The 14,153-nt window shown below is 57.8% G+C and carries 11 protein-coding genes; 5 read left to right on the top strand and 6 right to left on the bottom strand.

The genetic code is table 11. The features are described from left to right. Positions 1–89: 89 nt before the first annotated feature. On the top strand, positions 90–953 hold the full coding sequence (locus VF694_RS06145; protein ID WP_003803521.1) for an inositol monophosphatase family protein: 864 nt from the start codon (positions 90–92) through the stop codon (positions 951–953). Positions 954–1,096: 143 nt separating this feature from the next. Here the strand turns inward: VF694_RS06145 and VF694_RS06140 are convergent, their stop codons facing one another. Beyond that, the gene (locus VF694_RS06140) at positions 1,097–2,794 is read right to left on the bottom strand and encodes an AMP-binding protein (protein ID WP_131071326.1); all 1,698 of its coding nucleotides are present in this window, start codon (positions 2,792–2,794) and stop codon (positions 1,097–1,099) included. An 80-nt stretch (positions 2,795–2,874) separates the two neighbouring features. Between VF694_RS06140 and VF694_RS06135 the strand changes: the two genes are divergently transcribed. The 3 genes from VF694_RS06135 (at position 2,875) to mgtE (ending at position 6,106) form a co-directional block, all read left to right on the top strand. After that, positions 2,875–4,074 (top strand): M20 aminoacylase family protein, encoded by a 1,200-nt coding sequence (locus tag VF694_RS06135; protein WP_440163928.1) that lies wholly within the window; start codon positions 2,875–2,877, stop codon positions 4,072–4,074. A gap of 184 nt (positions 4,075–4,258) precedes the next feature. After that, positions 4,259–4,603, top strand: a complete 345-nt coding sequence (locus VF694_RS06130) for an acyl-CoA thioesterase (RefSeq protein ID WP_003803527.1) — start codon at positions 4,259–4,261, stop codon at positions 4,601–4,603. Positions 4,604–4,624: 21 nt separating this feature from the next. After that, a complete protein-coding gene (gene mgtE, locus VF694_RS06125) occupies positions 4,625–6,106 on the top strand; it encodes a magnesium transporter (RefSeq protein WP_003803528.1) in 1,482 nt (493 codons plus the stop codon). 272 nt (positions 6,107–6,378) lie between these two features. On the opposite strand, the gene VF694_RS06120 is transcribed toward mgtE, so the two are convergent. The 3 genes from VF694_RS06120 to VF694_RS06110 form a co-directional block, all read right to left on the bottom strand. Continuing rightward, positions 6,379–7,293 (bottom strand): DUF1932 domain-containing protein, encoded by a 915-nt coding sequence (locus tag VF694_RS06120; RefSeq protein WP_440163926.1) that lies wholly within the window; start codon positions 7,291–7,293, stop codon positions 6,379–6,381. 203 nt (positions 7,294–7,496) lie between these two features. Then, complete coding sequence (secA, locus tag VF694_RS06115) at positions 7,497–10,223, bottom strand: preprotein translocase subunit SecA (protein WP_003803532.1); 2,727 nt, start codon at positions 10,221–10,223, stop codon at positions 7,497–7,499. A 119-nt stretch (positions 10,224–10,342) separates the two neighbouring features. Then, positions 10,343–11,275 carry a M23 family metallopeptidase gene (locus tag VF694_RS06110; protein ID WP_003803534.1) on the bottom strand — a complete coding sequence of 311 codons (933 nt, stop codon included), beginning with the start codon at positions 11,273–11,275 and terminating at the stop codon, positions 10,343–10,345. Positions 11,276–11,293: 18 nt separating this feature from the next. Here VF694_RS06110 and VF694_RS06105 point away from each other — a divergent pair, with 18 nt between their 5' ends. Beyond that, a complete protein-coding gene (locus VF694_RS06105) occupies positions 11,294–11,776 on the top strand; it encodes a DciA family protein (RefSeq protein ID WP_003803536.1) in 483 nt (160 codons plus the stop codon). A 33-nt stretch (positions 11,777–11,809) separates the two neighbouring features. Here VF694_RS06105 and lpxC read toward each other — a convergent pair whose 3' ends face one another. Continuing rightward, complete coding sequence (lpxC, locus tag VF694_RS06100) at positions 11,810–12,733, bottom strand: UDP-3-O-acyl-N-acetylglucosamine deacetylase (RefSeq protein ID WP_003803538.1); 924 nt, start codon at positions 12,731–12,733, stop codon at positions 11,810–11,812. A gap of 210 nt (positions 12,734–12,943) precedes the next feature. Beyond that, positions 12,944–14,110 (bottom strand): cell division protein FtsZ, encoded by a 1,167-nt coding sequence (ftsZ, locus tag VF694_RS06095; RefSeq protein WP_039943740.1) that lies wholly within the window; start codon positions 14,108–14,110, stop codon positions 12,944–12,946. Positions 14,111–14,153: the final 43 nt, after the last annotated feature.

Below are 14,153 nucleotides of genomic sequence, written 5' to 3'. Positions count from 1 at the left end.
TTAAACTGGCCTTAATCAAACTGACACCAACAAACACGTACAATAAAAAGTCTTTGCTTCTGACTTTTCTTTTTTAGAACCGGATTGCCATGCCATTGTCACGTTTACCGCTCAGCGCCTGCCTGGACGCTGCCGTTACCGCAGCCCATGCCGCCGCCGCCATTTTACAAGCCTATGCGTCGGACCGTAGCGCTTTGGTGATCAGCAGCAAAATGCACAACGACCTGGTGTCGCAAGCGGATCACGAAGCGGAACAGGCCTGCATCAGTGTACTGATGGAGCGCACCCCGGACATTGATATCGTGGCCGAGGAAAGCGGCGGGGTGAATACGGGACGCCCCACCTGGTATATCGACCCGCTCGACGGCACGACCAACTTTCTGCATGGTATTCCCCACTATGCCGTATCGGTCGCCCTGATTGCACCTGCCGGCACGCCCATGGATAACGGCATTCTGGCGCAGGACACTCCGGTCATTGCCGTGGTCTACGACCCCAACCGCGAAGAACTGTTTACTGCCATGTACGGGGTGGGTGCCTGGCTGAACGGCAGCCGCATTCAGACGTCATCCTCGCAAAAGCTGGCCGACTCGGTCCTGGCCACCGGCTTCCCCTTTCGCGACTTCTCTTTTTCCGACCAATACATGCCCGGCCTGAACGCCGCCATCACGGGCAGCCGTGGGGTACGCCGCATGGGGGCAGCCGCCCTGGATCTAGCCTGGGTTGCCTGCGGCCGGTACGACGGCTACTGGGAGATGGGCCTGGCGCCCTGGGATGTTGCCGCTGGCACACTGCTGGTACGCGAAGCCAAGGGCGTATGCCAGGATTTGTATCAGGAAGAGCCCTGGCCCGTCAGTGGTCATGTCTACGCGGGTAACGCCCATATAGCCGATGAGTTGCTGGCCGTGGTGAGCCCTTCGCTGACGCAGCGTCCCGTCAAACCTGCCCCTTAAGCTGCGCAGGCACCGTGCCCCCTCGTGAGCGGGACGGATCACATTAAAAAACAGCGGCCCCATTTGAAATGGACCGCTGTTTTTCCTCTAGGGGTAGGCTGTCCCCACGCTGCACGGCGGACACCCATCACGAACCTGCCCTGTCAGGCTTGCGTGTTGGGCTTGATCTCTTCATCTCTCAGAACCCGTCGCAAGATCTTGCCCACATTGCTCTTGGGCAATTCGTTCCGGAACTCGATAATCCGGGGACGCTTGTAGGCCGTCAGCCGTTCTTTGCACCACTGTTTGATATCCGCTTCTGTCAGGGACGGATTGCGCTTTACCACGAAAAGCTTGATGCTCTCGCCACTGTGCTCACTGGGCACCCCCACAGCGGCCACTTCCAGCACATCCGGATGAGCGGCGACCACTTCCTCAATCTCATTGGGGTAGACATTGAAACCTGACACCAGAATCATGTCTTTCTTGCGGTCCACCAGGCGAATGCGCCCTTGCTGGTCCATCACGCCAATATCTCCGGTTTTCAGAAATCCATTGGGCGTAAAGACATTCGCTGTTTCTTCGGGCTGATTCCAGTAGGCGGACATCACTTGCGGCCCTTTGACGGCCACCTCCCCCTGCTCGCCCATCGCCACAGGCTGGCCCTGTTCATCGAGCAGCAATACATCGGTAGAAGGCACCGGGAAACCGATGGTTCCGCTGAAGTCACGCGAATCCGTGGAGTTCACCGCCACCACCGGCGAGGTTTCCGACAAACCATAACCTTCGATCAAAGGGCAGCCTGTCACCGCCAGCCAGCGCTCGGCCACCGTCTTTTGCAGCGCAGCCCCTCCGGCCAGGCACAGCTTGAGCTGATCAAAAGGAAGGCTGCGAAACTTCTCATGATTGGCCAGGGCGTTAAACAGGGTGTTCACTGCGGGAACAACTTCAGGTGGATTGCGCTTCCAGGCTTTGAACACGGAATTGAGATCACGCGGATTCATCACCAGCACCATGTGCATACCCGCATACACGGCAAACAGCCCGCATACCGTCAGCGCAAAAATATGATAGAGCGGCAGGGCCACCATCATGGTGTAAGCAGGACCTTTAAAATCGCCCAACGCGGGAAAGCCGACCGCCTCGACCTGTAAAACGTTAGCCATCAGATTGCGTTGACTGAGCATGGCGCCTTTGGGGCGCCCGGTGGTGCCCCCCGTGTATTGCAACAGCGCCAGATCGTCAGGCTTGGCTGCTTGCCGGTACAGGCTCGCTTGCCCGCCCTGCTCAAGCACGGCCTGCAGGCGCTGCGCCCCCGGCAAGGAATAAGGGGGTACCATGCGTTTCAGATAGCGCACGGCAAAATTCACCACACTACCTTTGAACCCCATCAGATCGCCCACGGTACTGAGCACAACATGGGCCGGTCTGAGTTTGGCCGGAACCTGTTCGAGCACATGCGCAAAGGTTTCCAGGATCACGATGACCTGAGCCTGACTGTCGGCCAGTTGGAACTCCAGCTCGCGTTCGGTGTATTGGGGGTTGGTGTTCACGCCCACCATGCCTGCCCGCAGGGTTCCCAGCAAACAAATCAGAAAAGGCAAACCATTGGGCAGCATCAACATGATGCGGCTGCCGCGCTCCAGACCTTGTGCCTGCAACCAGGCGGCAAAGGCATCGGCCCGGCGGTCCAGTTCGTCGTAGGAAATATCGTGCCCCATAAAGGTCAGCGCCGTCCTGTCCTTATGCTTTTTAATCGCAGCATCCAGACAATCGATCAGGGTCTGCCCGGCCCCCAGCTGAATGTCGTGGGGCACGGAGGCCGGATAATGCTCGAGCCAAGGTTTTTGCTGAGTATCCAAGGGCTTGTCACCTAATACGTGTTTATTTATGGTTAACTCTACTCTACTTTATTGTTCAAGCCCAAGGACAAGCCCGCATCATGAAGCTGTTTGAACCCATTTCCACCTGGTCCCATGAAATTGCAGCCATACGGCGTGATCTGCACGCCCATCCCGAGCTGGCTTTCGAGGAAACCCGGACGGCCGATCAGGTCGCATCCTGGCTGGAGAAATGGGGCATTCCGGTGCATCGGGGCCTGGGCGTCACAGGCGTAGTGGGAATTCTGGAAGGCACAGGCGGCCAGGGCCCGTCCGTGGGACTGCGTGCCGATATGGACGCCTTGCCCATGCAGGAACTGAACGAGTTTGAACACAAAAGCCGCCACGATGGCAAGATGCACGCCTGTGGGCACGATGGGCATACCGCCATGCTGCTGGGCGCAGCTCGTTATCTGGCTGAGCACCGCGATTTCGCGGGCACCATCTACCTTATTTTCCAGCCGGCAGAGGAAGGCTTTGGCGGCGCACGGGAAATGATCAAGGACGGCTTGTTCAAGCTGTTCCCCATGCAGGCCGTCTTTGGCCTGCATAACTGGCCCGGCATGCCAGCAGGCAGCTTCGGGGTTTTGCCAGGCGGCATGATGGCCTCGAGCAATACCTTTGAAATTCGTATTGAAGGCAAAGGGGCCCACGGTGGGATGCCCCACCTGGGCGTGGACCCCATCATGGCGGCCGTGCAACTGGCGCAAAGCCTGCAAACCATCGTCAGCCGCAATGTGGACCCACTCGAGCCCGTGGTGCTGAGCATTACCCAGATTCATGCTGGCTCTGCCGACAACGTCATCCCCAACGACGCTGTCATGCGCGGCACCGTACGCACCTTTTCCAACGAAGCGCTGGATCTGGTCGAGACCCGCATGCGCGAACTGTGTGAACAACTCTGCGCCGCTCAGGGTTGCAAGGCCGAGTTTGACTTTGACCGCCGCTACCCACCCACCATCAATGATCCCGAACAAGCGGCCTTTTGCGCGCAAGTCATCCGGGAACTGGTCGGCCCCGACAAGCTGCGCCAGGACATTCGTCCCTCCATGGGGGCCGAAGACTTCTCCTTCATGCTGCAGGAAGTCCCAGGCTGCTATGTCTGGCTGGGCAATGGCGAGGGCGAACACCGCAGCCCGGGTCACGGCATCGGCCCGTGCATGCTGCACAACGGCAGCTACGACTTTAACGATGCCCTGATTCCGGTCGGCGCCAGTTACTGGGTCAAACTGGCTCTGGACTGGCTGGCCCAACACCGTTGACGCTTTAACAAATGTTTCATAGCGGGCCTAAAGCTTGCCGTTACAATGGCAGGCTCTATTGCTGAGGGCAGCCACCCCGCGCGACGGGCATCAGTGCCCCACCCTTTCTTCCACTACGGGAGTCTTTGTGACTACATCAAGCAACCTTTCTTCGCTTCCGGACGGAGCCCCCACCTTGCGCGTCATGCCCATGCCTACGGACGCCAATATTCACGGTGACGTATTCGGTGGCTGGATCATGTCCCAAGTGGACATTGCCGGCGCGATTCCTGCAACACGACGCGCTCAAGGCCGGGTTGCCACCATCTCGGTGAATGCGTTTACCTTCAAGCAACCCGTGTTTGTGGGTGATTTGCTCAGCTTTTACACGGAAATCATCAAAACCGGCCGCACTTCCATTACGGTTTCGGTGGAAGTGTACGCGGAGCGCAAACGCCTGCAACTGGAAACGGTCAAAGTAACGGAAGCCACACTGACCTACGTGGCCACCGATGACGAGCGCCGCAGCCGTCCGCTGCCCCCTCTCTAAGTATTCGTGACAGGCAGGCCTATGCAGGAAAACCTGGTACCCCCCACTTCGCCCAGCGACACCCCCAAACCGCGCCGCCTGGAGCCCGAGGATGCGCAACAGGCGCTGTATCGCCTAAAGAACATCCTGAAGCGCCAGGAGGTCGTCGAATCACTGGCCCAGCGTCAGTTCGAGGACGACGACCGCTCCAACCTGCTTGAGGGTCTGATCCATCGCCAGCATGAAAGCGAGATCAAGGCCATCCTCAATGATCTGCACCCGGCCGACATCGCCTTTATCCTGGAGTCCTTGCCCGAGCTGGAACGACAGGCCATCTGGCAGTTGGTGGACGCCGAACACGATGCGGACGTGCTGCTGGAAGTGGCGGATTGGGCACGCGAATCGCTGATTCGCTCCATGGATACCGCAGACCTGATCGCTGCCGCCGGCAATATGGATGCCGACGAGATTGCTGATCTGGTGCCCGACCTGCCGCCCGATGTGGTGGCTGCCGTGCAACGCGGCCTGACGGATGAAGAGCGTGCGCAACTGATTGAAGCCATGGGCTACCCCGAGGACACGGTGGGCGCCATCATGGACTTTGACATGGTGCGTGTGCGTGAGGATGTCACCCTGGAGGTGGTCCTGCGCTACCTGCGCCGTCTACAGGAACTGCCAGACCACACTGACCAGATTTTTGTGGTGGACCGTGCCGATAAATTGCAGGGCACCCTGTCCCTGACCCGCATGCTGGTCAGTGAACCCGAAACGCTGGTGTCCTCGGTCATGTCCACCGATTATCTGACTCTCAATCCCCTGGACTCGGACTCGGATGCGGCCGGGGCTTTCGAGCGCTATGACCTGGTCTCGGCCCCGGTCGTCGACGATATGGGCCGACTGATAGGCCGAGTCACCATTGACGAAGTGGTGGACGTGCTGCAAGAAGACTCCGAAGAGCAAGCCTTGTCGCGTGCAGGTCTGCAAGAGGATGACATCTTCTCGCCCATCCGTACCGCCATCCGCAACCGGGCCCCCTGGCTGCTGATCAATCTCTGTACGGCGGCCACTGCCTCTTTCATTGCGTCGCGCTTTGAGGACACCGTCAGCCACATCGTGATCCTGGCTTTCCTGATGTCGATTGTGGCCGGGATTGGCGGCAACTCCGGCAACCAGACCATGACGATGATTATTCGTGCCATTGCGACGGGCCGTGTCACCGGTTCCAACGTCCTGCCGCTGATCAAGCGTGAGTTGCTGGTGACCTTTCTGGTCGGCGTCTGTGGCAGTGCGGTAACGGCCTTTTTTGCCTGGTTTATCTCCGGCTCGATTGCGATTGCCGCGGTGATGATGGCCGCCATGATCGGCAATATGCTGATCGGCGCAGCACTGGGCGTGATGATCCCGATTCTGCGTGATCGCTTCGGCAATGATCCCGCCGTGGGTTCCTCGGTACTGCTAACCTTCGCAACGGACTCGCTGGGTTTCCTGCTGTTCCTGGGATTGGCAACGGTATTCTTGCTATAAATCGCCAGCAGGCACGATTAAAGAAACCGGCTTCTGGCCGGTTTCTTTATATCGGCATCAAAGGAAATCAATCACGTCTTTTAATCGTTTGGTCCAGGGAAATCTGAACATCCAAACACTGGTATGCCCGATTATCGGGGCGTCGGCGTGTCAGCTTCCAGTATGTTTACTTCATTTCCTTAGATACAAGCTCTCTACCCTTCCGGTGCAAGCCTTGATGACCAATCCCACAAAGTGTCTCAAACCCAGAGACGACACATCCGACAGGAGCGCTAAACAGGTTTTCCAAGCAACGACGACCGGGGAGACGAGCAACGAGCCTCTTCCAGAAACGCCTCCAGACTCTCCTCCGTCCCTACGACCTGATCTCTTTGCAAAGACGCTGTCTGCGCTGTGTGCTCAAAGAAATCCAATACGCCATTGGTCACCCGTGGCGCAATGCCAGCCAGTTCCAATTGACGACGTACTTGCAGAACCTCATCACGACGGCGCACACCATGCACCAGGTGGCTGCGCAAGCAAGACTCCATAAAGTCCTGCAAGCCACGCTGGTTCAAATCCTCCAGCACTTCGTACAGCTCGGCTCGCAAACCCATGCGTTCGGCCAGCATCAGATTTTCAATCCCCAAAGCTTCCAAGCCCTTGGTCATGAGACTACGCAGTAACTTAAGGCGCATCGCATCTCCGGCCTGTCCTGGCAAAACACGCACAGGAGCGCCCTGAGCCCGCCAGAAAGCCGCAGCCCTGCCAGCCCCCTGCCCGGCGGCCAGCAACGCCGTCTGAGCGCCTGTAGCGGGCACTGAGCCCATAATCGCCAGATCAGCCAACTCAACACCGTACTGCTGCGCCAGGACAGCCATGCCTTCCATGTCCTGAGGTTCAGCAGTACACAAATCCATATACAAGGCACCGGTCGTCAAGCAGGGCATGACCGCGCGGGCAACGGCGCCAGCCTGCGTCCCTGTAACGGCTGACAACACCCCGTCCAAATCCCGCCAGCGCGCATCTGCCTGCCGGCACAGCTGCGCACCCAATTGCTCGGCCAGCTCACGGGCAACTGCACTTTCGCGGCGCACCAAGATAAACGGAACCTGTACGCCAGCCGACGTCAGGGCTGCGCCATAAAAATGCGCCACCTCACCCGCCCCGACCAGGGCGACACGATGCAATAAGGGAGTTGTTGTCATAGAAAACACACGGAGAAAACGAGAAGTGACAGCCGTCTTTAGTCGGCTGCAGGCTGTAGCTTAACGGTAAAACTTCCCTGAGGGCCAAGAGACATTCAAACGCAACGTCGCCGCCCGGATCGCTGCCTTTACCCGAAAAAAAAACCCCATGAACCGAAGATTCATGGGGTTGCTGCCAGCGTGCAGGACGATCTGAACCGGGATCAGTTCAATCGGCCATGACACTGCTTGTATTTCTTGCCACTGCCGCATGGGCAAGGATCGTTACGGCCCACACGTGGCACTTCGCCTTTGGCCACTTCATCCAGACCGGGATCTTCACCGCTCAGGGCAGCATCGTAGTCAGAATGATGGAAACGGACATTGGAGTTGGCGGGAACTTCAGCAGCGGCTTCCTCAACCTGCTCCGGCGTCTGGATACGTACCGTCATCAGCACCTTGACCACTTCGTCACGCACCCGGTCCAACATATCGGAAAACAGCTCGAAGGCTTCGCGCTTGTATTCCTGTTTAGGATCTTTTTGGGCATAGCCACGCAGATGAATGCCCTGACGCAGATGATCCAGTGCCTGCAGGTGCCCGCGCCACTGTGTATCGATCGATTGCAACAGTACTGCACGCTCGAAATTACCCCAGTTGGGCTGACCGACCTGATCGATCTTGGCCTGCAACAGACGTTGGGATTCCTCGATAACACGATCGTGCAAATCGTCGTCTGTCAGGTTGGATTCTTTCTCCAGCATTTCGGCCAGAGGCAGATCAATCTGGAAAGTGCTTTGCAAGGCGGTGGTCAGGCCCGGAATATCCCATTGCTCTTCCATCGTGTCTTGCGGCACGTACTCACGGAACAGGCGGCTGACGGCCGCTTCACGCAAACTGCTGATCGTTTCCGTAATATCGCCCGACTCCAGCACCTCATTACGCTGGGCGTAGATCACCTTGCGCTGATCGTTGGCCACGTCATCGTACTGCAGCAGCTGTTTACGAATATCGAAGTTACGCGCCTCGACCTTGCGCTGGGCCGACTCGATGGAGCGCGTCACCATGCGGGCTTCGATAGGCTCGCCTTCTGGCAGACGCAGGCGCTCCATGATGGCGCGGACGCGATCGCCAGCGAAGATACGCATCAAGGAATCTTCCAGCGACAGGTAAAAACGCGACGAACCTGGGTCGCCCTGACGACCGGCACGACCACGCAACTGATTGTCGATACGTCGGGACTCGTGGCGCTCGGTGCCAATAATGCGCAAACCGCCAGCCTGTTTAACCTGCTGGTTCAGCGGCTCCCATTCGGCACGGATAGCCTGAATGCGAGCCTCTTTCTGCTCGGCACTCAGCGACTGATCTTCACGCACGGCGGAAATGGCACGCTCGATGCTGCCACCCAGCACAATGTCGGTACCACGACCGGCCATATTGGTGGCGATCGTGACGTGACCCGGCTTGCCAGCCTCAGCCACGATATCGGCCTCGCGAGCATGTTGCTTGGCGTTCAGAACCTCGTGCTTGACGCCGGCAGCGTTCAGGCGCGTGGAAATCAGCTCGGAGTTCTCGATGCTGGTGGTTCCCACCAGTACAGGCTGACCGCGTTCGTGACAGTCCTGAATATCTTTCAGAATGGCATTGAACTTCTCGTCATCGGTTTTGAAAACCTGATCGTTCTGATCTTTACGCGCCAAAGGACGGTTAGGCGGGATGATGACGGTTTCAAGGCTGTAGATTTCCTGGAACTCGTAGGCTTCCGTATCGGCCGTACCGGTCATGCCGGCCAGCTTGTCGTACATGCGGAAGTAGTTCTGGAAAGTAATCGAGGCCAGCGTCTGATTCTCGTTCTGAATGCGTACGCCTTCTTTTGCTTCCACCGCCTGATGCAAGCCATCGGACCAGCGGCGACCCGCCATCAAACGACCGGTAAATTCATCCACAATCACCACTTCACCATCCTGAACCACGTATTGCTGATCGCGGAAGAACAGGTTGTGGGCGCGCAAGGCGACCATCAGGTGGTGCATCAGGGAAATATGGCGTGGCTCGTACAACGACTCGCCTTCGGGCAACAGACCGATTTCCGTCAGAATCTGCTCGGCACGTTCGTGACCGGCTTCGGAAATATGAACCTGCTGACCTTTCTCGTCGACCCAGAAGTCGCCTTCAGGCTCGGGCTCGTGTGGACGAGGCTCTTGCGTCATGCGGGTCAGCATGGGCGGAACCACGTTCATGCGCACGTACAGCTCGGTATTGTCTTCGGCCTGGCCGGAGATGATCAGCGGTGTACGGGCTTCATCGATCAGGATGGAGTCAACTTCGTCGACAATCGCGTAGGACAGGCCGCGCTGGCGGCGATCCTCGGCGCGGTATTCCATATTGTCGCGCAGGTAGTCAAAACCGAATTCGTTATTGGTACCGTAGGTGATGTCAGCCTGATAGGCGGCAATCTTCTCAGCGTTGTCTTGCTGAGGAACCACCACACCCACGCTCATACCCAGGAAGTTGTACAGACGGCCCATCCAGGCGGCATCCCGTCGAGCCAGGTAATCGTTCACCGTCACCACATGCACGCCCTTACCCGAGAGCGCATTCAAATACACGGCCAAGGTAGCGGTCAGCGTCTTGCCTTCGCCCGTACGCATTTCTGCAATCTTGCCATTGTGCAAGGCAATGGCGCCGAGCATCTGCACGTCAAAGTGACGCATGCCAAACACACGGACACCCGCTTCGCGCACCACGGCAAAGGCCTCGGGCAGGAGCGAGTTAAGCGAGGCGCCATCCTGAACACGCTGGCGCAGCTCCTGCGTCTTGGCTGCCAAGGCCTCGTCACTGAGTCCCTGCATGGCAGGCTCAAGAGCATTAATCTGGGCGACCTGCTTACGGTACTGTTTGAGCAGTCGGTCGTTACGACTGCCAATAAGCTTTTTCAGCAATGAAACCATTCTTGTGTCGTCAATGTAGGCGAGGCCGCAAGGGCTTGAATCTGTGCCTCGAGCCTATCTCTGGTTAAAAGGGATGCGCAAGCAAACGATCAGTTTAACGCACATGCTGCAAGACGGAACTACTTGTCCGAATCCAATTGCGCGATCTGCTGCTCTACGTACTCACGCGCCGGCAGAAAAAGCTTGGGGTCCAGGGCGTGTCCGGCCATGCGCACTTCAAAATGCAGGTGCGAACCTGTGGACTGCCCGGTGGAGCCGACTCGGGCAATCAACTGCCCTTTTTCCACTACGTCGCCTAATTTAACAACGATCGAGGAAGCATGGGCATATCGCGTGCTCATCCCATTGCCATGGTTGATTTCCACCAGCTTGCCATACCCTGTCATGTAACGCGCCTCGGACACCACGCCGCCGGAGGCGGCATAGATGGGCGTACCCTTGGGAGCAGGAAAATCCAGGCCTTCGTGCAAAGCATGGCGACCCGAAATCGGGTGACGCCGCCAGCCAAAGGAAGACGCGACCTCATCGTAATCCACCGGGCGATAATTGGGCAGGCGGGCCTCGTTGCCGGTGCGCTCGGTCAGCACGCTGTCTAGCATCTGAAACCAGTCTTGCTGCTCGGACATCTGTTTGGCCAGATTGTCCAGTTGCTCGCCCAGACGATCGGCGTTCCACACCAGGTCGGCGCCATCCATGCTGTCCATCACGGCCAGATCCTGAACCGGCATGGAACCGGCCAGCTCCGGATCGGTGTACTCGATGCCCGCCGCCTTGGCAACGCGCTTGCTGACACCGTCCATTTCGATCAGCTTGGCCTGCAAACCGCCCACTTTTTCAGCCAGGCGGGTGACGTTGTCCTGCATCGCGGCGGCCTGGCTCTGGGCCATCTCCGTATCCAGCGAAACGCCGTTGCGCTCACTCCAGTGCGACTGCACCAGAGCGCCCGCCGCAGCAGAAACGCCCAGCGATACCAAGGCCACCACGGCGATCACCGTGCGGCGCACCCCTTTGGCTTTAACATCTAAGGACGTATAGTCTTTATGTTGATCCACTCTTGTATAACCTCGAACATGACCTGGAAGCCCCCTTTTTCCTCATCCGCGCCAAAACGCAGTAGCGGGCAAAGCCACGCTTTGGGTTGGCTGGCCAAGGACCAGCAAGGTTCCCAGGTACTGGAAATGGCCCGGCAGCTGATGGCAGCCCAGACCCATGTAAGCAAAGCCCTGCCCCCTGCTTTGGGCAAGGCCTGTAAAGTTGCACGTATAGACAGACAGCAATTGACGCTGGCAGTTCCCAGCGCAGCGCATGCGGCCAAGCTGCGTCAGCTTTTGCCCACCGTCACCCGACAGATGAATGCCGCTGGCTGGAACATTAGCGAGACGCTGGTTCACGTGCAAGCCCATTTGTTTGCAGCTGTGACAGAAAAGCCCGCACGCCAGGTACAAGTCCTGGACGAGCGGGCCCTGGAATCATTTGAAAAGCTGCATGACTCATTACCGCAAGGTCCTCTGGCCCAAGCCATCGAACGCCTGTTGCGTCATCATCGCAGTTAAACCGGGCGCGCAGATAGCGCCCTTACACCCGTATCAAGCGAATTTCCACTCGCTGGAAAACGCATGAGGCGCGCTAGCCGCAGACTCGAACGTGACCAATTCCCAACTGTCCTGGGCGGCGAGCAGGGCACGCGCCAACTGGTTGTTCAGGCCGTGGCCGGATTTGCACGCTACATAACGGGCAATCAAGGGGTGGCCAATCAGGTACAAGTCGCCAATCGCATCCAGAATCTTGTGCTTGACGAACTCATCCTCGTAACGCAGCCCGTCGCTGTTCAGGACGCGGTATTCGTCCATGACGATGGCATTGTCCAGACTGCCACCACGGGCCAGACCGGCCGCACGCAACGCCTCGACCTCGCTGGCAAAGCCAAAGGTGCGCGCACGTGAGATCGTCTTCACATACGAGTCATGCGCAAAATCCACCTCGGCAAAATTGGCCGTTGCATCAATTGCCGGGTGATGAAAATCAATCGAAAACTGAAGGGCAAAGCCTTCATAGGGCTCCAGACGGGCCCATTTAATGTCCTTTCCCTCGCCTTCAGAGACTTCAACGGGCTTGAGGACACGCAAAAATTTCTTGGGCGCTTCCTGCTCTTGCAAGCCGGCCGAGCGCAACAAATACACGAACGTGCCTGCGCTGCCATCCATGATGGGCACTTCTTCAGCAGTCAGGTCCACATGCAGATTATCAATCCCCAAACCCGCAATGGCAGACATCAGGTGCTCAACCGTTGAGACACGAACATTGTCCTTGATGAGCACCGAGGCCATGCGCGTGCCACCGACCTTGTCGGCCTGTGCAGGCAGATCCACAATCTCCGGCAGATCAATACGGTGAAACACAATACCGGTGTCAGGCGCGGCGGGGCGTAATGTCAGCTCGACACGACGACCGGAGTGCAGGCCGACCCCTTTGGTACTGATGACATTTTTGATGGTGCGCTGACGGAGCATGGCTATTCTTGTATTTGTAAAGTGTTGTTCGCAAAGACTATTGTAACCGTAATACGGGTTATCCACTATACGCTTTCTAAAAACATACGCAATTGTCAAGCGTCAAACATAGCGACACTACGAAACACTTACGCCCCCTGAACGCGAACGCTCAGGGGGAGTCGTGGGAGAAATCAAATTGACGACTCGGGTAATCGCCGAACTTGATTTTTAATCAGCCTGCTTGCGCAAGAACGCCGGAATATCGAAATGATCCATACCGGCCGTCTCCAGAGCACGCACCTGAGCCGAGGCCTGGCTGCGTGGATTGCGGATAACCGCAGGCACATCCGCATTGGCGTAATCAGCACCAATCACGGGCATATTGTCCGTACCAGTACGTAACACTTCCTCGTTGTTTTGTACCAACTGTGGACGTGCTTGCTTGCGACCCAGACCCGTAGCCACGACCGTCACGCGCAGGCTGTCACCCATGGACTCATCGTAAGCCGTACCGAAGATGACGGTTGCATCTTCTGCGGCGTAACCACGGATGGTGTCCATGATTTCGCGGGTTTCGCGCATCTTCAGCGAGGACGAGGAAGTGATGTTCACCAGCATGCCGCGAGCACCGTGCAGGTCCACCCCTTCCAGCAATGGGCAGGCAATTGCACGTTCAGCCGCTTCGCGGGCACGGTTCGAGCCGGAGGCCACCGCCGTACCCATCATGGCTTGACCTTGCTCACCCATGATGGTTTTCACGTCTTCAAAGTCAACGTTCACATTCCCTTCAACATTGATGATCTCGGCAATACCGGCGCAGGCATTGTGCAGCACGTCGTCCGCCGCCTTGAAGCAATCGGCCTGAGTCGCATCCTCGTCCATCAAGTCGTACAGGTTTTCATTCAGTACCACGATCAGGGAATGAACGTGCTTGCTCAGCTCCTCGATTCCTTCTTCGGCCATGCGCAGACGGCGGTTGCCTTCAAAAGAGAAAGGCTTGGTGACCACGCCCACGGTCAAAATGCCCAGCTCCTTGGCCACTTCAGCCACAACGGGGCTGGCACCGGTACCGGTACCACCACCCATACCGGCCGTAATAAACACCATGTTGGCACCGTTCAGGGCGGCACGGATTTCTTCACGAGCGGTTTCAGCAGCCGCACGGCCCTGATCGGGCTTGGCGCCAGCACCCAGGCCACTGCGTCCCAGACGGATCTGGATAGGAGCATCGCTGCTGGCCAGCGCTTGCGAGTCGGTATTGGCGCAAATGAAATCCACGCCCTGCACGCCCGACTTGATCATATGCGTCACTGCGTTGCCGCCTGCGCCGCCCACGCCCACGACCTTGATGACCGTGCCGCTGCTGCTGGTATCTAACATTTCAAAGTTCATCATGATTGACTCCCACTCAAACACTAATTAGTCAAGTTTCTACGTA

This window comes from Alcaligenes sp. Lyrl_28, assembly GCF_051948705.1.
Taxonomy (GTDB): domain Bacteria; phylum Pseudomonadota; class Gammaproteobacteria; order Burkholderiales; family Burkholderiaceae_B; genus Alcaligenes; species Alcaligenes ammonioxydans.
This window is presented reverse-complemented; position numbering and strand designations above follow the sequence as displayed.